Consider the following 21,131-nt stretch of genomic DNA (forward strand, 5'->3'; position numbering starts at 1 on the left):
CTTAAAATAGAATTCCTTTACCGTGCCAACCATCCTCCGTCGACCGCTAAAATATGACCGTTTATATAATCGGAAGCTCTGCTTGATAGAAATACGACAGCGCCCATCAAATCAGACGGATCTGCCCAGCGGCCGGCCGGGATGCGGGACAGGATTTCAGTGTTTCGCTTTTCATCCGCTCTAATTTGGGCTGTATTATCTGTTGCAATATAACCAGGGGCAATCGCATTGATTTGAATATTATATTCCGCTAATTCATTTGCAAATGCTTTTGTAAGACCTGCAACCGCATGTTTACTAGCTGTGTATGGCGGCACAAACTTACCGCCCTGGAATGAAAGCATGGAAGCAATATTAATAATTTTTCCGCTCTTCCGCTCAACCATCACTTTGGCCGCTTCCTGGCTCAGTAAGTATAAAGAATTTAAATTGACCTCCATAACTGCATCCCAGTCTTCTTCCTTATATTCTAATAATGGAGCACGAAGGATCGTACCAGCATTGTTTACTAAAATATCAATCTTTCCATATGTTTTTAGGCATTCTGCTGCTACTTGTTTTACGGCATCCCTATTACTTAAATCCGCTTGAAAAAACACAGCCCTCCGCCCTGTTTCTTCAATTATTCCCCTTGTCTCATCCCAATCTCCGCTCCTGGAGACAAGAAAAAGATCGGCACCAGCTTTGGCAAGCGCAGCAGCATACCCCTGCCCTAATCCTTTATTTGCTCCTGTAACGATCGCCACTTTACCGATTAGGCTAAAATAATCAAGTGAAAATGATGTAAGATCATTCGCCATTCCATTCATCCTCCTTATCTAACTAGATACTGTTATAGAACTTCGCCCTCGCTTAGTGGTTAGCGCAATTCTTCCATTTTCACATGGTCCATGTCGCTATAAGTGATATTTTCTCCGCACATCCCCCAAATAAAGGTGTAGTTGCTTGTTGCGGTTCCTGTATGGATCGACCAGCTTGGTGAAATGGCTGCTTGTTCATTTTTCATCACTAAATGTCTTGTTTCATCCGGCTTGCCCATAAAGTGGAAAACGCGAGTGTCAGGATTCATATCAAAATATAAATAAACTTCCATACGGCGCTCATGAGTATGACATGGCATCGTATTCCAGACACTTCCCGGTGCGAGCATTGTTAATCCCATTTGCAGCTGGCAGCTCTCACAAACATTTGGATGAACGTATTGATAGATTTTGCGCTCATTTAATGTTTCAGAAGCACCCATTTGTAACGGATCAATTTTGTTAATATCAATTTTCACTGTCGGATACGTATGATGTGCCGGAGCGGAATTAATATAAAATTTGGCTGGATTGCTGGCGTCCCTGGAAGAGAATAATACCTCCCTTGTACCTTTGCCAACATATAATCCGTCTCGCTGCTGCATGTCATATTCTGTTCCATCAAGCACGACAGAGCCTTCTCCGCCGATGTTGATAATTCCAAGTTCACGGCGTTCTAAGAAATACTCGACTCCTAATTCTTTATCAAGCTTAATCGTTAATTCCTGTTCAGCCGGAGTTACTCCGCCAAATATCATTCGGTCAACATGCGTATAAGTCAAGTGAACCTTGCCTGATTCAAAAAGAGTTTCAACGAGAAATTCTCTTCTCAGTTCATCTGTTGTGTATTTTTTCATATCCTCCGGATGGTGTGCGTAACGTGTCTCCATTATTTATCTCTCCTTTTTGATGGTATTGACCTTAAAAGGCTTAAGTTAAAATTTAAATACTAGCGAACAATTTTGCCGTGATCAGTGTTAGCAAACTGAAAAACCTCTTTACTTGAAAATACATTGCAGTCCTCATTTTCATTGGGAAATCCCCTGCTTACTAAGGAGTAGATTAGATAAGCGCCAATGCTGAAACTCATTAACATGGCTGCAGGGAAATAGAGACATAATACAACGGCCCCAGCAATGATCAGGATAGACAAGAAGGTATAATGCAAGCAGCTGATTGACAATAGCAATGCATTCTTAATAGCCTGTGCCAAAGATGCTTGGTAATGAACGATCACAGGGAAAATATAGATAGAAACAAACAAGTACAAAATTCCTAACAGAAAAAAGAATGAAAATAAGATGTATTTAACATCGGAATTTAGTTGATTGGTTATAATAAAATCCCCCAAAAGCAAGCCGGCAAAAGCCATCCACAAAATTCCAATCAAAAAGCTTTGTTTAAAATTATCTTTAAATAGACAGAAAAAAGAAGAAAAAATTTGAATATCTCTTCGATTTTTCCACTCTCGTACAACACCGAACATGGCGGCTGTCGCAGGAAAAATGGTCAGGATTGGGAGGCATGTCATCAGCCAGAGGGTATTCAACAAGAACGCATTCATAATGAATTCCATAGTTTTATAAATCTTGCCATCTATCATCCCTATCTCTTCCCCTTTCCCGAACTGAGTTTATGAAAATTCATTAAAAGACGGGCGTTTCCCAAGACGGCTTTATCTTTCCCTTACCAATACATTTTCCAGTCCTTAACGAGCCTGATCAAAGCTTCAAAATAATAATAGTCTCCCCAGATACAGCTCTCATCTACTCCGCGGCCACCGCCTTTATAATAGACAGCGTGCTTCAGAATACCATTAGCTTCACTATCAATTTCAGTTGTATAGTTTTCATATAATGATTGAATCATTAGAAGGGCCGCATTTTCATACGTTCTCCTTTCTGGATCGGTTAAAGGCAAATGCTTCGCCATCTCCAGCAGTCCGCAAACGGTAATGGCTGCCGCAGAACTGTCACGTTCTTCATCACCTTCTGTAAAAATTAAGTCCCAGTAGCAAATTTGATCTTCCGGCAGTCTATTTAAATAATAGTTTGCAAGCTTTTTCGCCAATTCGATTAAACTCCAATCATGAATATAATGGTAGCTTAAAGGAAATCCATAAATACCCCATGATTGCCCGCGTGCCCAACAGGAATCATCAGAATAACCCTGCCTTGTGTTTCCATACAATGGTTTACCTGTGTTTGGATCCATGTAATAAGTGTGGAAGGTTGAAGCATCCTGCCTGACTATATATTTAGCCGCCTGCTTGACATGCGTTTGACCAATTTCACGATAAACAGGTTTTCCTGTCACTTCGGAAGCCCAGTAAAGCAAAGGCAGATTCATATTGCAATCAATGATCATCCTCCCCCGTTCCTTTGGATCATTCAAGTCTCCCCACGCCTGGATAATGCCTGCTTTATCGAGATATCTGGTAATTAATAAATCTGCGGCTTTAATTGCAGTTTCCTTCGCCTCTTCATTTCCCGTTAACTTATATGCGCTTACACAGGACAAAGTGTACAAAAAACCCAGATCATGATGGTCTAGTTCAATCCGCTTATCAAGGCGCTCTATGAAGCTCTCCACTTGCTTTTCGGCCACTTTACGGTATTTTTCCTCCCCTGTGTATTCATAGGCAAGCCACAGCATCCCCGTCCAAAAGCTTGTTGTCCATTCCACGTTTTGGATTGGTTTATAGACAAGATTTTCACTATTTGAATCGGGAAACATATCTGTAAAAACATCTAAGCTTTGATCAATTTTAGCTAATACATGCTGGATTGCCTTTTCCACAAAAGCCCGGTTGACAGCAGGGGTTTTCTCAAACCGTTCTTTATCCTGGATTTTTTCTTCTCGAACTTCATCAACAAATACAGCCATTTCAGGATCACCTCAAAATATATAGTAGAAAAGGTTCTTTTAAGTCTTTAAGCCATGGACTTTGTCCTGCTCCAGTCCTTCTGCAATCGAATCTGAAAAGGATCTTCTATCTTTCATGAAATGGGAAAAGTAGTAAAGCAATCCTCTTTTTTTACCTGCTGCCTAGCGATGCCATTGATTCACAAACATTGCGCACCTTTATCCTTTTATACCAGTGTTAGCAACTCCCTTGATAAAATGGTCTTGAGCCAGGAAGTAAACAAGGATGGTTGGTACGATGGCGGAAACTGCCGCAGCCATTAGCAGTGAATATTCTGTATTGTATTGAGTTACAAAATGCTGGATTCCTAGCTGCAATGTGTATAAGTGATCAGACGTTAAGTAAATCAATGGACCAAGAAAATCGTTCCAAGAATGCATAAAGGTAAAAATCACTAAGGTTGCAATCACAGGTTTAGACAATGGCATTATAATCTTGCGATAGATGCCAAACTCGGATAGGCCATCAATTCTTGCAGCTTCCAATAATTCATCGGGTATCGATAAGAAAAACTGACGGAACAAGAAAACACCAAATGGATTGAATGAGCCGAGTAATATCAGTGCCCAGTGGGAATTGACGAGTCCAATCTCACTCATCAGCATAAATTGTGGAATCATCATGACCTGATAAGGAATCATCATCGTAGCGATATAGATGAAAAATAAGATATTGTTTTCAGGAAATTTAATTTTTGCAAAAGCATAGCCTGCGAGCGAGCTATTAATCACAAGCAAAATGGTGGTGATAACAGAAATCTTCAATGTATTTAAGTAATAAATATGAAACGGCACCCGTGTCCAAACTTCTTTGTAATTGCTCCAGTGAAATGTTTCTGGAATCCATTTAACAGGGAATCCGAAAATTTCCGATTCTGCTTTCAATGATGCTGAAAGCATCCAGATAAACGGAAGAATCATTATTAATGAAACCAATATCAAGGCAATATAGGTGATCATTTTTTTCACGACTATTTTCCGCGGTTTAGATGTATCTGTATAAACTGAAGGATTTGTGACAATCTCCATGAAAATTTCAGCTCCTTTCTTCTTGTTTAGACGTTGTAAAATGGCGAATTAATAGTTGACCCACTTTTTCTGGCCTTTAAATTGGAAAAATGTGAAGATAAGAATGATCAAGAACAGCACGTATGCCATCGCAGAAGCGTATCCGTATTCAAATTGCTTGAAGGCCGTATTGTAAATATCATATACAAGAACATGTGTTGACCTTCCAGGCCCTCCTCCAGTCAAAGTATAAATTAAATCAAAGACTTTAAATGAGTTAATTACACCGATAATCATCGTAAAGAATATGACAGATGACAGCATGGGTAATGTTACATTGAAAAATTTTGCGATTGGGCCTGCCCCATCTAAATCGGCAGCCTCATACAAATCGTCAGGTATATTTTGCAGTCCCGCCAAATAGAGAATCATATAATAACCAATTGAATGCCATATATACACAATAGAAACTGAAACCAACGCCCAGTTCGGAGAAGAAAGCCATCCAGGCAGATTCTCGACTCCAAACCTCATCAAGAAACCATTGACGGGCCCCATTGTAGGATTGAAGATTAATTGCCATACTGCTCCAACCGCAATGGTCGCTGTAACATAAGGCAAAAACACTGCGGTTCTAAAAAGTTTGAGAAAGCGGATGCCCCGATTTAAAGCAACTGCCACGAGAATCGACAAAAATAATGTAGCTGGTACTGAAATCAATGTGAAAAGAATGGTATTAACAAATGAAATTCGAAAATTAGGATCATATACTAAAGTCTTGTAGTTTTCTAGTCCGATAAACTCTATATTTCCGAAGCCATTCCATGAGGTAAAACTCATCAAAAAAGATGCAATAACAGGAATAAAGATAAATACAAGAAAACCGATGATATTTGGGAGTAGAAATGCATAGGCGATCAAGCGGTTTCGTCTAATCACAGTCGATTTGGGTCTTCTGTTTTTCTTCATCGTCTTCAGCCCTTTCCAGGAACAAACAGTGCACTGCCGCTTTATATCACTCCAGCAGCAGTGCGTCATTCCTTTATTTTTGTTGATCGCCGTACTTGCTTGCCCATTCACTTTGAACACGTTTTGTTATGTCTTTAATCGCATCATCAACAGATTTCTGGCCGATTAAAACAAGCTCTCCCTCTTGTTTAAATATCTGACTTACCACAATATTATTTACTCCCGGGATCATGGGGTATTCAGGATAATCTTTTGTTTCTAAGAAATAATGAAGATTTTTCGGTTTTTGCGATCCATCACCGAGATACGCCTTTTCAATATCTTCATCCATATAGCCTGTCAAATATCCTTCTGAAGCAAGCAGCATGGCACCATCCTTGCCTGTCATATATTTGAGGAATTCAAATGCTTCTTTTGGATGTTCCGTGTTTTTATTCATCATGATCGATACAGGCAATGCAAGTGATGTATTTTTTGCAACACCCTCTGGATGCGGAATTGGAGCTACATCCCAGTCAAATTTTAAAGTTCCTTCTTTTTCTGCCTGGCGCAGCTGGGCAACATGCCAGTCCCCAATTATGTTCATGGCAATATTTCCTTTTTGGAATGCCGCATTATAATGAGCACCAGTAGATACTTGTTCAGACCATTTCATAATGGAGCCGTCTTTTTCAAGGTCAACCCTTAACTGCAATGCATCCTTAAAAGGTGTTAAGTCTTTATCAATGATGGACGCGCCAGCTTGAACAGCACTCATATACCATGTTTGCGGCCACTGTTGTAAATAAGCACCATATATTTTATTATTCCCACTTCCACTGGTCATCTCTTTCGCCAATTCGCGGAATTCATTCCAGGTCATATCATCACTTGGATAGTCAATCCCTTTTTCATCAAACAGGGTTTTATTATAATAGAGCATCCAGTTGGATTTACGATAAGGCAGAGTCATAACCTTACCATCTACTTTATAGGCTTCATACATCGTTCCGTATCCAGATACATCCATTTTACTTTCCTGAATGTAATCATCCAGCGGTGCCAGCACTCCCGTGTCGATCATATTATCCATTTGCCCAGTAAATAAATCATAGCCTTCGCCACTTGAAAGCTGCATACGGAGCTTTTCATAATATTGCTCTTGCGGGAAGCTTTCAAATGTGATGTTAATATTCGGATGATCCTTTTTGAAATTTTCGTATGCTCTTTCAAAAACTTCCTGATCCGCCGGGAATACAGCCATTTTTAAATTGACTTTTTCATTTGAGCCATCCGACGTTTCTCCTTCGGCACTCCCTTCTTTTGTGCCGCCATTGGAGCATCCTGCAATCACGCCGATGAATAATATCAAGAAAGCTAATAAACTCATTACTTTTTTCATGCAAATTTCCCCCTTAATTTTTTAAATATTTTGTTATATACTGAGTGTAAGGGTTTTCATTTTTTGTCATAAGTAGAAAATTTTATTCCCCTTTTTAACCACACTGGGAGTGACTTCCGTGATTTTTCTATACCTGCTTTGTATTGTTCTTTTAGTACTATTTATCTATAAAAATTTAAATAGCTGGTCCATCTTCTTTTTAAGTACATTAACAATTGGCTGGATATTAGCCTATGTTTCTTTTACACTCTACCTGTCAAAATTCAATTACTATTATAGTGTTGTCAATCAATTTATAGATTTCAGTCCAGGCACCTGGAATAATCTTGTATTAATTAACTTTGATGCGAATACATTGATCCGCCTGTTTAATTTTGGGATCATCCTCTTTTATTTTTCTTTGTTAAGTTACTCTGTTTCGTTTGTGTGGAACCTTAAGTTTAATAAAAAATGGGGCTATTTTTTCGTGGCCATTGGCGGGATCGCCATCGTCCAATACCTTTTTTATGATCCAAGCATGAATCTCACGGTACAGGACTATGCTTTTAGAGGCGGATTATTGCATCAATACCAGGTATACAGCCGTGCAGGAGATATTGTGTTCCAGGTGGTAAATTTCGTTTATATTTTAATAAGCCTGGCTTTATTCGCATACCATTATTCCCGTTATTACAGGCTTAGATTTATCCGTGATTATACGCTCTATAATTTAATCAGCCTGGTGCCTTTGACATTTGTGCACCTCTTTATTTTTAATTGGGCACCAAGCAACTTTGTCAGAACAACATTCAGTAGTAGTTATATAAACTATTTGCAGCCGCCAATCAATTTGTTTTTAGTGGAGTATCGCTTTTTTCCCATTATTGCTCTCTTTGCAATCTCGTTTATGGTCTACAATGTTTTTAAATACAAATCGAATGAAGCCCGCTATTCAAGCATCAATTTTATTACAAAGAAAAAAATTGACACTGCTTCTTTGGGAGTTAGAGCGTTTACACATGCGATCAAGAACCACTTACTCGCCATTCGCTCGGAAACGGAATACTTACAGGAACGATTTGCTGATGATGAAGAGGCGTTATACAGTCTAAAGCTAATCATGGATTCTTGTGAAAAATCCTTTCAAAACATTAATGACGCAAATGATAAGCTTAAGCAGATTACGCTTAACATGAAAGTTGTCCCACTAAACATTCCCATCGAGAGAGCAATTGAACGATTCCATTTGACAGATGCAACTATCCATTATGAAAGACCTAATTTCAGCATTCTGGTTTATATTGATGAAGACCAAATCCATGAAGTAATTTACAATATCCTAAAAAATTCAGTAGAAGCTGTAGATAGAAATGGGGATATTTGGATCAAAATTAATGAAGTGGAACTATGGGGAACGATAACAATCATGGACAACGGTCCAGGAATTGATGCTGAAAACATCAATGAAATCTTCACACCATTTTTTTCTACAAAACCGACCATTACCAATTGGGGCATTGGGCTGTCATTTTGCCATAAAGTTATTACGGCTCATGAAGGAAAAATTGAAGTTTCAAGCGAGAAAGGGAAATTAACTCAATTTGACATTTTATTGCCGCTGGTAAAGAGGGTATAAAAATGTACCCCCTTATTCATTCTTTTATGGGAGAGGGTTCTAGTGGAAAACATTAAGATTTTAATTGCGGATGATATGGAAGCTAACAGGAGACGCCTTGATAGGATGATTCGCGGTGTTGGAAATCTTTCGTTAGTAGCTTCAGCTAAAAGCGGATATGAAGCGGTTGCCTATGCTGCGGTCAAGCGACCGGACATTATATTGATGGATATTGAAATGGAAAGCCAAATGGCAGGGATCAATGCAGCAGCAGAAATCCACAAAATATTGCCCGAAACAAAAGTCATTATGCTGACTGTCCATCAAGATAATAACATTGTCTTTGCCGCCTTTCAAACTGGTATCGTCGATTATGTAATTAAAACAGCACCGAAGGAAGAAATACTGGAAGCCATTTATTCCGCCTCCAACAACCAATCACCCATTCGCCCAATTATTGCTGAAAAAATCAGACAGGAGTTCGCACGGATCAAAAAATCAGAAGATCATTTAACCCATTTTTTTAAAATTATCGCCAGCCTAACACCATCCGAGCTGGAGGTATTAAAACTGCTTTGCAGCGGGTTAAAACGGAAGGAAATAGCCGAAGCACGCGCCGTAGAAATCGAAACAATTAAAAAGCAGATTGGCAGACTGTTACAAAAGTTTCATAAGAAAACGACCAGGGAAATTGTAGACGAAGTGAACGAGCTAAAACTATTCGATATATTAAAAGATATTTCTTAAGCTAGATAGTGGTTGAGCTGAAGTTTACCCTTTTCCTTCACCTAGGACAGACAGCCTAAAAAAATTATAAGCTGTAGCAATAAAAGAAACGGAAGATTCCCCCAGGTATCCTGTGTTTCTTTTTTTTTTTGTTATTTGTTATAATCCCTTTTTGATCTATGTGATAAAGGATCTAAATGTTGTGAAAGGTTTATTAATTTACGTTCTATACTAAATGTTGGGGTTAAAAGGTGTATACAAGCAGCAGCACCGTTTGCAATAATGTAAGCAGCCATCGCTTTATCATAATCGCCACTGAACAATACAATGGTTGTTTTTTTCTTTTCAGTCATTTTTATTCCTCCCGCATTTTTACCCTATGGGGTATTTTTATAATTAAAAAAATTCTTCTTTAGATTACAATACAAAATACCCCAGTGGGTATTATAATAATGAAAATAAAAGAGGGTGTCAACCCTTTTTATTCTATCTGCTCCTCACCAGTAAATTTACTGCTTCCTTCACTAATGCCTCCGTGTTTTCGCCGTTTTCATTAGCTTCCCGTACGCATTCTACAAGATTGGAGCTGACAATAACGCCTATTGTGCGGTCAATTGCCGACCTGGTGGCAGATAATTGCGTAATGACTTCTTTACAATCCTTATTTTCTTCCATCATTTTTAAAATACCCCTTAGCTGTCCTTCAATCCGCTTAACCCTATTTTTAGTCTGATTATCAAACTCCATATGTTGTGACCTCCTATTTACTTGTTATGATGACATCCGCAATCGGCTAACGCATACCCGATTACCTTGAATCCCTTTTGACGCAAAATCCGCACTCCAATATTCTTTTCCAGCTTATCGGAAGCGAGGATATGAACTTCCTTCCGGGGTACTTCCTGAAAAGATCTATTTAAATACGCAATGGGAATATTGAGCGCGCCATTCACGGGATCTTTTGCAGCAACATTATAATCCCTTAAATCTAATATTACCTCTATCTTGTTACCGTGTTCAATCTTAATATCTTTGCACGGTACGCCATATACCGGGAAATACCGACGATAAATAAAAAGAAATAGAATCGAAAATAAAGCGATTAATACATAAAGCATCATATCCACCTCTTGTTATGGAACAACCAGGATCACATTGCTCATATTATACCCCAATAGGTATATTGTCAAAATAAATGCTTCCAAAAATCGTTCCATTGCTCTTACGAAAAGTTTTCCCGACTGGATGCATAAGAACGCGGTGACTACAAATTATAAACAGGGGCTTAAGCACAGAAAGGAGTGAGACGGATGGCAAAGGACCTGGGGATTCATGAAACCCTTGAATTACATGAGTTGTTAGTATTTAAAAATACATGCTTGACCAAATCAACAACACTTGGCGGTATGGCTCAAGATAACGAGCTAAAGCAAATTTTATCGGCGGATGCAACGGCATCAAAATCAGAAATTCAGCAGCTACAACGCTTTCTATCTTAGAGAAGGAGGAAAAGTTATGAACGGACAAACGAACAAAACGACCGATCTTACCGTGGCAACAGAATTTTTGGTTACTGCAAAATCAGGCATTAAAGCATATGCGCAGGCGATCACAGAAACTGCTACACCTGAACTGAAAAATGCGCTTCGCGACCAGCTGATGAGAGCAATCCAAACCCACGAACAAATCAGCAGTTACATGATATCTCATGGATATTACCATCCACATGATGTCCAGGAACAAATAAGACTCGATTTAAATGCATCACAGGCAGCGATCAACATGACACAATCGCACTGACCACCAGTACTGCGAAAAATGATGCGGGACTTACCGCGAAAGGAGCAGATTTTTTTGGCCACATATATGGGAGTACATGAAAGTTTGGAACTTCATGAGTTACTGATGTTTAAAAATGTATGCTCAACCAAATCGTCAACGATGACTGGTTTAGTTGAGGACGAAAAGCTTAAAAACCTTTTATCGAAAGATGTATCAAAAACAAAAGAGCAGATCCAGCGTTTACAGGAATTTATAACAAACAGGAGTGAAAAGTCTTGAACGAATTCATGAAAAATATGACCGGGATGGACGCAATGAATGAGCAAGTCATTGCAACAGATTTCTTGTTCGCAACCAAAGCGGATATTAAAATGATTGCAAGAGCGATTACGGAGTCCGCCACCCCGGAAGTAAGGGAAACGCTAACACAATATTTAAACGACTCCATTGATAAACACCAGGAAATTACAGACTATATGGTTTCAAAAGGTTATTACCACCCTAATGATATGTCAAAGCAACTCAGCATTGATTTACAAGCTGCCCAAAAAGCTACCAACACGGCTCAATCAAATAAATAAAATTTCTTTTGAATGTAAAAAGCCCACGCAATACGCGTGGGTGATACACTATTACTCAGAAGGTGATTTTTAACAAATTCTCACTCAATAAGCGACCCATTTATTCCTCTTAATATTTCGGCTCAAATTGCGCTTCCTCTAATTACTTATTCAACCAATCCCCCGCTAAATATTAAGCTTTTACAAACTTTATTAAGTGTTTGTTGCTATATGTAAAAATTGAGGAATTCACGTTGAAAGCTGTCTTTTATGCTTTTAGAATGGGAGCTGAAATGATTTTTAAACGGAGGTAACAATCTATGAAAAAATGGCTGGTCTTGTTTATCCTTACTGTTTTTATGATCTCTATTTCAGGAATTCCTACCGCTGCTGAGGAGAATGACAGGCAATCAAAAAACCCGGAGAGTGTTTTACCTCTTGCAAGAGCCCACGCTCATAATGATTACGAGCATACCCGTCCACTACTTGATGCCCTCCAGCATGGTTTTACAAGTGTTGAAGCTGACGTCTGGCTTGTTGATGGGGAACTCCTTGTTGCACATGATAAGGAAGAAATTCGTGCCGGTCGCACATTAAAATCACTTTATCTTGATCCATTAAAGGCTATCGTTAGGCAGAATAATGGAGCGGTTTATAAGGACTATGAGCATGAGTTTATTCTTTGGATCGATATTAAATCAGAGGGTGAGGCTACTTATCGTGCTATCGACGAGCAGCTCCGCGCGTATAAGAGTATGCTTACAAAATTTGTCCCTGCAGGAGTAAAGCCAGGCGCAATCACTGTTTATATTTCTGGAAATCGTCCACGAACTTTGATGGAAAACCAGAAAGTTCGCTATGCTGCATATGATGGTCGAATGAGCGACCTTGGTTCAGATACTTCGAGTGATTTTATTCCAGTGATCAGCGATAACTGGACAAAGCATTTTACCTGGTTGGGTGATGGGCCAATGCCAAAAGAAGAACGCGAAAAATTAAATTCGATCGTCTCAACAGCACATGCTAACGGACAGAAGGTTCGCTTTTGGGCTACGCCAGATCTCTCATCGCCTGCACGTGAAGCTCTTTGGAAGGAGCTTTTAAAATCCAGGGTCGATTTCCTTAATACTGATGATTTGGCGGGTCTTGAGGAGTTTCTTAAGAAACATGATCCACAACCATCTGAACCTTACATTAGTTTTGAAAACAACAGTAATAACGAAGAACAAGGGGACAATTAAGGCTTCAGTGGGATTTCTAATTAAAAACAAGGCTTCCGGTATTGTGACCGGAAGCCTTGTTACATTCACACAAACTCATTCTTACCCAACAACTACCTATTCCTGAAAAAACTATTATCCGTTAACCAGCCCTGTGCCGGCAGTAGCCTTTAAAATAACATGCTTAAATGTATTAGGACCCTATCCATGGTATATATTTTCGTTGGAAGGATTGTTGAATCACTAAGCTTAATAGTTGATGCTTGCAAAAACTAATAATGTTAGTTATTATAAAACTAATCATATTAGTTTTCGAAAACATTCAGGGGAGAGGATCTAATAATGCGCATGACCCGAGCAAAAACTATTTACCAATTGACGTTTCTGCCGGATTTTTTTCCTGTTAATTGTTTTTTGATAGAGGAAGACGAAGGTTTGACTTTAATTGATGCTGCACTGCCATACAGTGGGAAGGGAATTCTGAAGGCAGCCGATAAAATTGGAAAACCGATTGTTCGAATTTTGCTTACACATGCACATGAAGACCATGTTGGTGCACTCGATGCTCTCAAAATAGAGCTTCCCGATGTGCCCGTGCATATTTCCAGCCGGGATGCCCGCTTGATGGCTGGAGACCGGACGATTGACCCGAACGAACCGGATGCCCCAATCCGTGGCGGAGTCCCAAAAAAACTAAAGACCCGGGCGGATGTATTGCTCCATGATGGTGAACAGATTGGTTCGTTGCTTGCCATAGCCGTTCCGGGACATACCCCGGGTTCAATGGCGTTCCTCGACACTCGGAATCACGCCTTAATTGCAGGCGATGCCTTTCAAACAAGGGGCGGTATTGCGGTATCGGGGCAGCTGCGGCCATTGTTTCCATTCCCTGCAATGGCAACATGGAATAAGCACGCAGCGCTGGAAAGTGCACGCAAGCTGCAAAGCTACTGGCCGTCCTTATTAGCCGTAGGGCACGGACAGATGCTGTTGCAACCGGGAACCGAAATAGACCATGCAATTGCTGCAGCCGAACAGAGTCTTGATTACCATCAACAGAAAAGGAGCGAATGACATGTCCCCAAGAATCGGACTCGATTTACAAATCATTTTACAAGCGGCAACACAGATAGCTGATACAGAGGGCATCGAAGCAGTAACACTGGCTTCCCTGGCCAAAAAACTAAAGATTCGCCCACCCTCATTGTACAACCATGTGGATGGATTGCACGGATTGAGGAAAAAACTTGCCATCTACGGTTTGGAGCAGCTTTACAACCGGCTGGTGCGGGAGGCAATCGGGAGGTCAGGAGATGACGCGGTGCGGGCGCTTGGCAAAGAATATGTAGCTTTTGCCCGCAGTCATCCCGGCTTATATGAAGCAACTCTTCTTGCCCCTGACCCGCGGGATCCGGAGGTTCAGCAGGCAGGAAGCAAAATTGTTGATTTAGCTGTTCGTTTAATGAATGCGTACGGTCTGGAAGATGAAGCGGCAATTCATGCCGTCCGCGGACTGAGGAGTATTTTACACGGATTCGCTTCCCTTGAGCAAAGAGGCGGATTTGGAATTCCGCTTGACCTGGATGTTAGCCTCCGTTTATTAATTGATACCTTTATTTCTGGTATTCATTCAATGAAACGGAATGGGGAACTTCATTAATCATTAGAATGGGAGAGGACCAACGTGAATTTTTTGGTGTTTTTAATTCTTTTTACCGCAGGCTGTGGCTGGTTGGATGCAAGGATTCGTTCTGCTAAAAGAAAGGGGATCAATTAAATGTTTGCAGGTCATTTTGGAGTTGCCGCTGCTGTTAAAGCGAAGTCGCCGGAGGTGCCGCTTTGGGCACTTATGCTCAGTACCCAATTACTTGATGTGATTTTTGTGCCCCTTTTCCTGTTCGGGGCAGAAACAATTGTCCCCGTAGCTGGAAACGGATACGGGGGAAGTATGATTCATGCTGAATACTCCCATTCATTAATAGGATCATTGGTGATATCCTTATTTTCAGGCCTTTTGGCCGCTCGTTTTTGGGGAAGGCGCGGGGGCCTTGTGATTGGATCTGTCGTGTTTAGCCATTGGCTCCTTGATTTATTGGTACATCGCCCGGACTTGCCGATTTTTCCCGGGAATGTTGGAAATCTCCCATTGTTAGGTTTTGGATTATGGAATTTCCCTGTCTTCAGTATCATTGCCGAATCGATCCTGATCTCATTGGGTATTATTTTCTATTTTCGATCCATCGTATCGGGTACGAAAGGAAGAAATAGGGTTTGGGCCATTTCGGCTGGAGCGATATTAAGTGTATTGCTGGTCCTGTCGCTTTTCACAGATGTGCTTGGTGCGGCATGAACATAAGAATAAATTAGCGAAGAGGAATTATCCCAAGCTCAATCAAAGGTTTGAATTATTTATCTATACGCTAATTGACTTGCAAAACAAAGGCATAAAAGGCATCACCATGAGATAAGTACGCTTCTTTCTCATCCATCCACCAAACACTATAAGCATAATAATAGATTCCTTTTTCTGCAGGCGCAGGGAACCGATTATCTTTAACAATGACTTCGGTCTCCTCGTTCTCATGTATCTGTGTGACATGGACCTCCGTTGGCTGCGGTTTGTAATTCATTACAAATTTCACTTCTTCACCAGCAGTTACATTTATAGGTTGTTTTCCTTTCAACAGTTCAATTGGCCCTGCTGTATCAACGCATATGCTTTTACCTTTTCCGTTCCAGCAATAACTCCCCAACGTCGTCTCATAAGTTTCCGTTCCAATTTCAATCATCGCTTTTGGCGGTTTGTCCCCGACCATTCCATCGTTTGAACAACCTGCCAGAGTAATTAAAGTAAAAAAGAATGAAACTATCCATTTATTCATTTAAAGCACCTCCCTTTTTATAAATAAGACGTTCTAAATTTATTTAAGTTGCTAAACCATTTTCGTTCTTGCCTGAGCAAGTTTATTAGGAATATTTTATCATTTTTTAGAAAAACAAGGTTTTTTTGCAGTTATCAGGTTTCTAAGTTGCTCGTAGTGGATATTTATATATGTCTGAATATTTTTATAATGGAGGTAATGTATGAAACAGATTCGTTTCCTTGCTGTTTGTGTTCTTCTAACCGTATTATTCCTCTCGTCTTTTTTTTCACAACCAAAGGCAGCACTTTCATTGACTGAGATTGACCCCGCTCTTCAGGAACTTCTTGAGAATCCTAAAAGCTCTGCACCCATTGAAGCTATCATCACTTATAAAAAAATGCCAGCCTTAACTGACCTTCAGCTTTTACAAACACTCGGCTTTCAAACAAAGGTTTTTGACAATTTGCCAATGATCGCGATAAAAGGGAATGTGAGTCTAGTCAACAAGCTGATCAATTTAGCGGGAAATAATATACTATCAATCTACGAAAATGAAAAATTACAATACTTTTTACGCGACAGCCGGGCACTGATCGGTGCAGAAGCTGTTTGGAATGACTTGGGTTTCACTGGTAAAGGAGTAACGGTAGCTGTTATTGACAGTGGAATCGACGCAACCCACCCGGACTTAAAATTCAGCGACAAAGTGATCCAGAATGTAAAATTTGCCGTTGGTGACCTGTTTGGAAATAAGCCGCTTTACATTGAGAATCTCAGCAATACAGATACATCATCCGGCCATGGAACACATGTAGCTGGAACCATTGCGGGAAGCGGAACTGCCAGTAACGGTCTTTACAAAGGAGTCGCACCTGACGCGAAGCTGGTCGGCCTTGGAGTCGGTGACGGCCTGAATATTCTCTGGTCGTTGGAAGCATTTGATTATGCGCTTGAAAATCAGCAAAAATACGGTATCGACGTCATCAGCAACAGTTGGGGCACTACCGGTGAATACAGCCCAAATGATCCAATTAACGTCGCGACAAAAAAAGCGCATGATGCCGGGATGACTGTTGTTTTTGCCGCGGGTAATGAAGGCCCGGACGACAACACTCTCAATCCATATTCAGCCGCACCATGGGTAATCAGTGTCGCTGCCGGCACAAAGGACAAACAACTAGCTGATTTCTCTTCAAGAGGAATCCCTGGTGATCAAATGATTCGCCCGGATATCACCGCACCTGGAGTAGACATAGTCGCTACCCGGGCAAAGACAGGCATCGTCATGAATGCATTAGGCACCGTCACAGATATTGGTTATATTGATCAGCAGCATTTGCCTTATTACACGACATCAAGCGGAACCAGTATGGCAACTCCTCATATTTCCGGGGTCATTGCATTAATGGAAGAAGCGCAGCCATCTCTGAGTCCAGATCTGGCCCTCGATCTGTTGACACAGACAGCTGATCCAATGCCGGGTTATCAGTTCCATGAGGTTGGTGCGGGTTATGTGAACGCCTACAGAGCGGTTGAAAAAGCTGCAGCTGCACAATAGGGTTTTGAAAACAATAGAAAAGTAACAGAGCGAAACCTTCCGGATCCTTTCGAGCATCCGGGGTTTTTTATTTTCCGGACCGGCGGGATATGATCGCGATTGCCAAAGGAGTATAAACATACACTATTCTCTTGAATTTTTTTTAGGCGAATAGGAACTCACCTACTCGGTCAAAATACTTGTTGATAAATTTTAGGAAGCGAGGGCAACCGATGAAGGAAGTTTTACAACAAGTTAAAGACGATTTGGAAAAGACATTCGATAATCCTGGATCAGCGAATTTAGACGATTCTATCAGGAAGCTTGAAGCAGCTAAACAGCAATATGGTGACAGAGGCACGATGATTGAAGATGTGATCCGCTCGCTCACACAGGCGAGGAATGCCCGGGCACAGCTGGAAAACGCCGGAGACATTTCTTCTACCGCCGCTTTTGGAGAAGCATTTGTGGCACTGGACCAGGCAATCGAGTCCTACACCAATCCAGACAATGACCCTGTATAATGATGAAAGCCCCGGGATCTTCCGGGGTTTTTCTATTAAAATTGGTTTCGTCTTCCCTGTTTTTATCGTCCCCTGGTATCTCCACCGCTGAGACCTGCAGGGTCAACCGCTTTTGTATCACCGGTATTATTGGCTCCCCGATTGCGTCCGCCATTAGGAGTTTTTCCGTATTCGACATCTCGATCCATATTCCTTGCGTTTTTTAAAAGCTCATCATTGCCATTGCTCATTCGTGTTCACCTCCACTCCTATTTTGTCCGGTTAATCGTATCTTATTTGTGTTTTTAAGTGACGGAAAACATGAATAAGAATCAGTGCACGCCTTACTATTCTTTTGTGTTTTACAGGGTTTCCGGCAGTTTGATTTTTTGTCAGTATTATGTTTATTTTTTCTTAAACGCGGGTAAATAATAAATGTACGTTCATTCTATACCATAAGGAGATGGTTTTCTTGAAAAGGAAACGTAACCAATGGAATAAAGAGAATGACGCAACGATCAATAGTCCAGGTGACAAGGTTGAGAAACATCCTGAAATTAGTTTGAATGGAACAGTTCTAAATCCGCATAACAAATGAAAAACCTTATTCAATCAAAATCCCCTATCGCAACTGGAGCAATAGGGGATTTTTTTGTTTCGGTGTAGACACATAATAGCCCAAAAAGCCGGGCCGGTTCAGTTTGTTGTTATCCGTTCAAAGAATTATTAGTTTCTAATGAGGAATCTTTCCCATCTCTCATTCGGCTAAAGATTGTTGCCAGGATAGGTCCCGAAATATTATGCCATACACTGAAAATCGCACTTGGAACAGCGGCCAGCGGGGAAAAGTGCGCTGTAGCGATGGCAGCACCCAAACCTGAATTTTGCATCCCGACTTCAATAGCAACAGCTTTTTTCTTAGATAGCTCCATTTTAAAAAGTTTGCCAAACAAATATCCTAATCCGTAACCAAGTACGTTATGAAGAACAACTACTGCAAATATGGTTAAACCTGTTTTGGCAATCTGTGGTTGGCTTACTGATACAACTGCCGTTACAATCGCCACAATGGCTATAACCGAGACAAGCGGAAGCGCTTTTGCACTTGCTGTTGCTTGCTTATTGAATAATTTCTTCACAATTAACCCTAACACAATCGGCACGATGACAATTTTGACAATTGAAAGGAAAAGTCCGTTTGGATCCACCGGCACCCATTGGCTGGCAAGCAATAAAATTAAGGCCGGGGTTACAATTGGGGCTAGAACTGTTGTAATTGATGTAATCGTAACGGACAATGGTACATCCCCTTTAGACAAAAAGGTCATAACATTTGATGCCGTTCCTCCCGGGCAGCAACCTACCAAAATGACACCCACTGCTATTTCCGGAGGAAGCTGTAATGCTTTCGCCAGGACAAAAGCTAGAAGCGGCATGATTAAAAATTGACCAAAAACGCCTATTAAAACATCTTTGGGCCGTTTGAATACTTCCTTAAAATCACTGCCAGAAAGGGTCAAACCCATGCCAAACATAATGATACCCAACAAAGGTACTATGTATGGAGCAATCCAGGTAAATCCGGATGGTGCAAAAAATGCCAGTGCCGCGAACAATATTACCCAGATCGCAAATGTGTTTCCTACAAATTGACTTATACGCTCTAAAGTTCTCATGTCAGACATCTCCTATGTGAAATAAACGATGCTACCGATTATAGAATAAAATCTAAATATATGCAATAATTAGAAAGTTTTTTATACTATGTAGGAAGGTCTTACAACAAAAAGGCAGTCTCTTCAGGTCGAGACTGCCTTTTTTCATCCTTACGCAAACAGCGATGTTAATACAGGGACAACTTGTTTTTTGCGTGAGACAACACCTTTTAAAAGGGCCGTATTGTTTTCTAATTTTATACCAAAAGCTTCTTCCACTTTTGCTGCTGCAGAACCCAATGCGATTGCTGTTGAATCACTATTTAAAATGTCTGTTACCACCAGAAGGAATAAATCCAAGCCTTTTTCTTCAATGGTTTTAGACATTAGATCTTCAATTTCAGTTTTGCGGACAAGAACATCATTCACGTCAATTGCGTTTACCTGCGCAATTTCGACTTTGCTTTCACCCATGTTAAATACTTTGGCATCGAGAGAGATGAGTTGGCCCGCTGTTTTATCGCTTAAATCAGCTCCGGCCTTTAACATTGCCAATCCATACTCTTCAATATCAACACCAGCAATTTCTGCAAGTTGGCGGGCTGCAGCAACGTCCTGATCGGTGCACGTTGGAGATTTGAATAATAATGAATCAGAGATGATAGCGGACAGCATGAGTCCGGCAATGCCCGGTTCTACCTCTACTCCGTTTTCTTTGTAAAGCTTATTTAAAATTGTCGCTGTGCAGCCTACTGGTTCAGCACGATAGTATAAAGGGTCCGCTGTTTCAAAATTAGCGATCCGGTGATGGTCAATTACTTCCAGGACACGCACTTGATCAATATCATCCGCGCTTTGTTGACGCTCGTTATGGTCGACTAAAATCACTTTTTTAGCTTCGCTGGCTACTTTATCAACAAGTCGCGGCGATTCAGCATTAAATTTTTCAAGGGCGAATCTGGTTTCGCCACTAATGTCACCCAGGCGTACTGCTTCAGCATTTACTCCAAGCTTATTTTTTAAATGGGCATATGCAATCGCAGAACAAATTGTGTCGGTATCTGGATTTTTATGACCAAAGACTAGAACTTTTTCCATATTATATATGCTCCTTTACATTGCGATTTCCTAAATAGAATTGTAAATTATCCGGATTGAAAATGATAGTGAAACCATTAAAGAATATTTGCGTTTAGCGCTCTAATATCCGTATATCCGTGAAGGGCTGATTAAATAACTCACTTCTTAACAACAAATTTCCGAGGACATCTCTCTCATCCTCAGCTCTTATGATTACTTCAAGAACAGTCGCATTTCTGTCCTTTACAACCACTTTATATTCGTTCATGCTGCCACCACCTTATTCACTAATTGTATTATAATCCATCTTGTTCTATAACCAAAGTTACAGCCCTCCTGCCTGAACCAAACAGCAGCCATTTAGTGCATAACAAAAACCATAGTTGAAGTATTGCCACCCGGTAGTTGAATAAGTTGCCTTTTTATAAATTTCTATAGAATCCTCAATGATTTAAAATAATTAATTTTAACGTAGATAATAATTCTCACTAAAATATCAATAGGCTCTCATACAACTTTTAAATAAT

The 21,131-nt window shown here is 40.4% G+C and carries 27 protein-coding genes and 1 pseudogene; 13 read left to right on the forward strand and 15 right to left on the reverse strand.

The window, feature by feature from the left end:
• Positions 1–17 precede the first annotated feature (17 nt).
• The 7 genes from kduD to CU633_RS16465 all read right to left on the reverse strand — a co-directional run bounded on the left by kduD (position 18) and on the right by CU633_RS16465 (position 7,083).
• On the reverse strand, positions 18–800 hold the full coding sequence (kduD, locus tag CU633_RS16435) for a 2-dehydro-3-deoxy-D-gluconate 5-dehydrogenase KduD (protein WP_101661675.1): 783 nt from the start codon (positions 798–800) through the stop codon (positions 18–20).
• Positions 801–859: 59 nt separating this feature from the next.
• A complete protein-coding gene (gene kduI / locus CU633_RS16440) occupies positions 860–1,690 on the reverse strand; it encodes a 5-dehydro-4-deoxy-D-glucuronate isomerase (protein WP_101661676.1) in 831 nt (276 codons plus the stop codon).
• A gap of 59 nt (positions 1,691–1,749) precedes the next feature.
• Entirely contained in the window at positions 1,750–2,403 is a 654-nt protein-coding gene (locus tag CU633_RS16445; protein WP_101661677.1) for a YesL family protein, read from the reverse strand.
• 83 nt (positions 2,404–2,486) lie between these two features.
• Positions 2,487–3,686: a glycoside hydrolase family 88 protein gene (locus CU633_RS16450; RefSeq protein WP_101661678.1), complete on the reverse strand. Its 1,200-nt coding sequence runs from the start codon at positions 3,684–3,686 to the stop codon at positions 2,487–2,489.
• 198 nt (positions 3,687–3,884) lie between these two features.
• Positions 3,885–4,754: a carbohydrate ABC transporter permease gene (locus tag CU633_RS16455; RefSeq protein ID WP_101661679.1), complete on the reverse strand. Its 870-nt coding sequence runs from the start codon at positions 4,752–4,754 to the stop codon at positions 3,885–3,887.
• A 48-nt stretch (positions 4,755–4,802) separates the two neighbouring features.
• Positions 4,803–5,702 (reverse strand): carbohydrate ABC transporter permease, encoded by a 900-nt coding sequence (locus CU633_RS16460; RefSeq protein ID WP_101661680.1) that lies wholly within the window; start codon positions 5,700–5,702, stop codon positions 4,803–4,805.
• Between the two features lie 73 nt (positions 5,703–5,775).
• Positions 5,776–7,083, reverse strand: a complete 1,308-nt coding sequence (locus tag CU633_RS16465; protein ID WP_101661681.1) for an ABC transporter substrate-binding protein — start codon at positions 7,081–7,083, stop codon at positions 5,776–5,778.
• 118 nt (positions 7,084–7,201) lie between these two features.
• Here CU633_RS16465 and CU633_RS16470 point away from each other — a divergent pair, with 118 nt between their 5' ends.
• Together CU633_RS16470 and CU633_RS16475 are read left to right on the forward strand one after the other, a co-directional pair.
• Positions 7,202–8,698 (forward strand): sensor histidine kinase, encoded by a 1,497-nt coding sequence (locus CU633_RS16470; protein WP_101661682.1) that lies wholly within the window; start codon positions 7,202–7,204, stop codon positions 8,696–8,698.
• A 42-nt stretch (positions 8,699–8,740) separates the two neighbouring features.
• Complete coding sequence (locus tag CU633_RS16475) at positions 8,741–9,424, forward strand: response regulator transcription factor (RefSeq protein ID WP_101661683.1); 684 nt, start codon at positions 8,741–8,743, stop codon at positions 9,422–9,424.
• A 221-nt stretch (positions 9,425–9,645) separates the two neighbouring features.
• On the opposite strand, the pseudogene CU633_RS16480 reads toward CU633_RS16475, so the two are convergent.
• From CU633_RS16480 to CU633_RS16490, 3 genes and pseudogenes are all read right to left on the reverse strand, one after another.
• A pseudogene (locus CU633_RS16480) lies at positions 9,646–9,756 on the reverse strand (DsrE/DsrF/DrsH-like family protein); the annotation flags it as partial.
• Between the two features lie 133 nt (positions 9,757–9,889).
• Positions 9,890–10,150, reverse strand: coding sequence for a metal-sensitive transcriptional regulator (locus CU633_RS16485; protein WP_101661684.1), 261 nt, complete (start codon positions 10,148–10,150; stop codon positions 9,890–9,892).
• Positions 10,151–10,167: 17 nt separating this feature from the next.
• Positions 10,168–10,521, reverse strand: coding sequence for a sulfurtransferase (locus CU633_RS16490; RefSeq protein ID WP_101661685.1), 354 nt, complete (start codon positions 10,519–10,521; stop codon positions 10,168–10,170).
• 192 nt (positions 10,522–10,713) lie between these two features.
• On the opposite strand from CU633_RS16490, the gene CU633_RS16495 reads away from it, so the two are divergent.
• The 8 genes from CU633_RS16495 to CU633_RS16530 all read left to right on the forward strand — a co-directional run bounded on the left by CU633_RS16495 (position 10,714) and on the right by CU633_RS16530 (position 15,315).
• Complete coding sequence (locus CU633_RS16495) at positions 10,714–10,902, forward strand: hypothetical protein (RefSeq protein WP_101661686.1); 189 nt, start codon at positions 10,714–10,716, stop codon at positions 10,900–10,902.
• 16 nt (positions 10,903–10,918) lie between these two features.
• On the forward strand, positions 10,919–11,203 hold the full coding sequence (locus tag CU633_RS16500) for a spore coat protein (protein WP_101661687.1): 285 nt from the start codon (positions 10,919–10,921) through the stop codon (positions 11,201–11,203).
• Between the two features lie 66 nt (positions 11,204–11,269).
• On the forward strand, positions 11,270–11,464 hold the full coding sequence (locus CU633_RS16505) for a hypothetical protein (protein ID WP_101661728.1): 195 nt from the start codon (positions 11,270–11,272) through the stop codon (positions 11,462–11,464).
• Positions 11,461–11,766 (forward strand): spore coat protein, encoded by a 306-nt coding sequence (locus CU633_RS16510; RefSeq protein WP_101661688.1) that lies wholly within the window; start codon positions 11,461–11,463, stop codon positions 11,764–11,766. The genes CU633_RS16505 and CU633_RS16510 overlap by 4 nt, the downstream gene beginning before the upstream one ends.
• A 299-nt stretch (positions 11,767–12,065) precedes the next feature.
• Positions 12,066–12,986 carry a phosphatidylinositol-specific phospholipase C/glycerophosphodiester phosphodiesterase family protein gene (locus CU633_RS16515; protein WP_219620970.1) on the forward strand — a complete coding sequence of 307 codons (921 nt, stop codon included), beginning with the start codon at positions 12,066–12,068 and terminating at the stop codon, positions 12,984–12,986.
• Positions 12,987–13,307: 321 nt separating this feature from the next.
• Positions 13,308–14,039 carry an MBL fold metallo-hydrolase gene (locus CU633_RS16520; RefSeq protein ID WP_101661689.1) on the forward strand — a complete coding sequence of 244 codons (732 nt, stop codon included), beginning with the start codon at positions 13,308–13,310 and terminating at the stop codon, positions 14,037–14,039.
• A gap of 1 nt (position 14,040) precedes the next feature.
• Positions 14,041–14,625 carry a TetR/AcrR family transcriptional regulator gene (locus CU633_RS16525; protein WP_101661690.1) on the forward strand — a complete coding sequence of 195 codons (585 nt, stop codon included), beginning with the start codon at positions 14,041–14,043 and terminating at the stop codon, positions 14,623–14,625.
• Positions 14,626–14,742: 117 nt separating this feature from the next.
• The gene (locus CU633_RS16530; RefSeq protein WP_101661691.1) at positions 14,743–15,315 is read left to right on the forward strand and encodes a permease; all 573 of its coding nucleotides are present in this window, start codon (positions 14,743–14,745) and stop codon (positions 15,313–15,315) included.
• 70 nt (positions 15,316–15,385) lie between these two features.
• Here the strand turns inward: CU633_RS16530 and CU633_RS16535 are convergent, their stop codons facing one another.
• On the reverse strand, positions 15,386–15,847 hold the full coding sequence (locus tag CU633_RS16535; protein WP_101661692.1) for a hypothetical protein: 462 nt from the start codon (positions 15,845–15,847) through the stop codon (positions 15,386–15,388).
• A 202-nt stretch (positions 15,848–16,049) separates the two neighbouring features.
• Between CU633_RS16535 and CU633_RS16540 the strand changes: the two genes are divergently transcribed.
• The gene (locus CU633_RS16540; protein WP_101661693.1) at positions 16,050–17,387 is read left to right on the forward strand and encodes a S8 family serine peptidase; all 1,338 of its coding nucleotides are present in this window, start codon (positions 16,050–16,052) and stop codon (positions 17,385–17,387) included.
• A gap of 212 nt (positions 17,388–17,599) precedes the next feature.
• Positions 17,600–17,890, forward strand: coding sequence for a hypothetical protein (locus CU633_RS16545; RefSeq protein WP_101661694.1), 291 nt, complete (start codon positions 17,600–17,602; stop codon positions 17,888–17,890).
• 62 nt (positions 17,891–17,952) lie between these two features.
• Here the strand turns inward: CU633_RS16545 and CU633_RS22945 are convergent, their stop codons facing one another.
• A complete protein-coding gene (locus tag CU633_RS22945) occupies positions 17,953–18,120 on the reverse strand; it encodes a hypothetical protein (protein ID WP_180955004.1) in 168 nt (55 codons plus the stop codon).
• 221 nt (positions 18,121–18,341) lie between these two features.
• Here CU633_RS22945 and CU633_RS23405 point away from each other — a divergent pair, with 221 nt between their 5' ends.
• Entirely contained in the window at positions 18,342–18,467 is a 126-nt protein-coding gene (locus tag CU633_RS23405) for a hypothetical protein (RefSeq protein ID WP_257958905.1), read from the forward strand.
• A 109-nt stretch (positions 18,468–18,576) separates the two neighbouring features.
• Here CU633_RS23405 and CU633_RS16550 read toward each other — a convergent pair whose 3' ends face one another.
• From CU633_RS16550 to CU633_RS22950, 3 genes are all read right to left on the reverse strand, one after another.
• Positions 18,577–19,545, reverse strand: a complete 969-nt coding sequence (locus CU633_RS16550; RefSeq protein WP_101661695.1) for a bile acid:sodium symporter family protein — start codon at positions 19,543–19,545, stop codon at positions 18,577–18,579.
• Between the two features lie 150 nt (positions 19,546–19,695).
• Complete coding sequence (locus CU633_RS16555) at positions 19,696–20,622, reverse strand: manganese-dependent inorganic pyrophosphatase (RefSeq protein WP_101661696.1); 927 nt, start codon at positions 20,620–20,622, stop codon at positions 19,696–19,698.
• A 94-nt stretch (positions 20,623–20,716) separates the two neighbouring features.
• Positions 20,717–20,872, reverse strand: coding sequence for a hypothetical protein (locus CU633_RS22950; RefSeq protein WP_180955005.1), 156 nt, complete (start codon positions 20,870–20,872; stop codon positions 20,717–20,719).
• Positions 20,873–21,131: the final 259 nt, after the last annotated feature.

It is taken from the genome of Bacillus sp. V3-13, assembly GCF_002860165.1.
Classification (GTDB): domain Bacteria; phylum Bacillota; class Bacilli; order Bacillales; family Cytobacillaceae; genus Bacillus_BJ.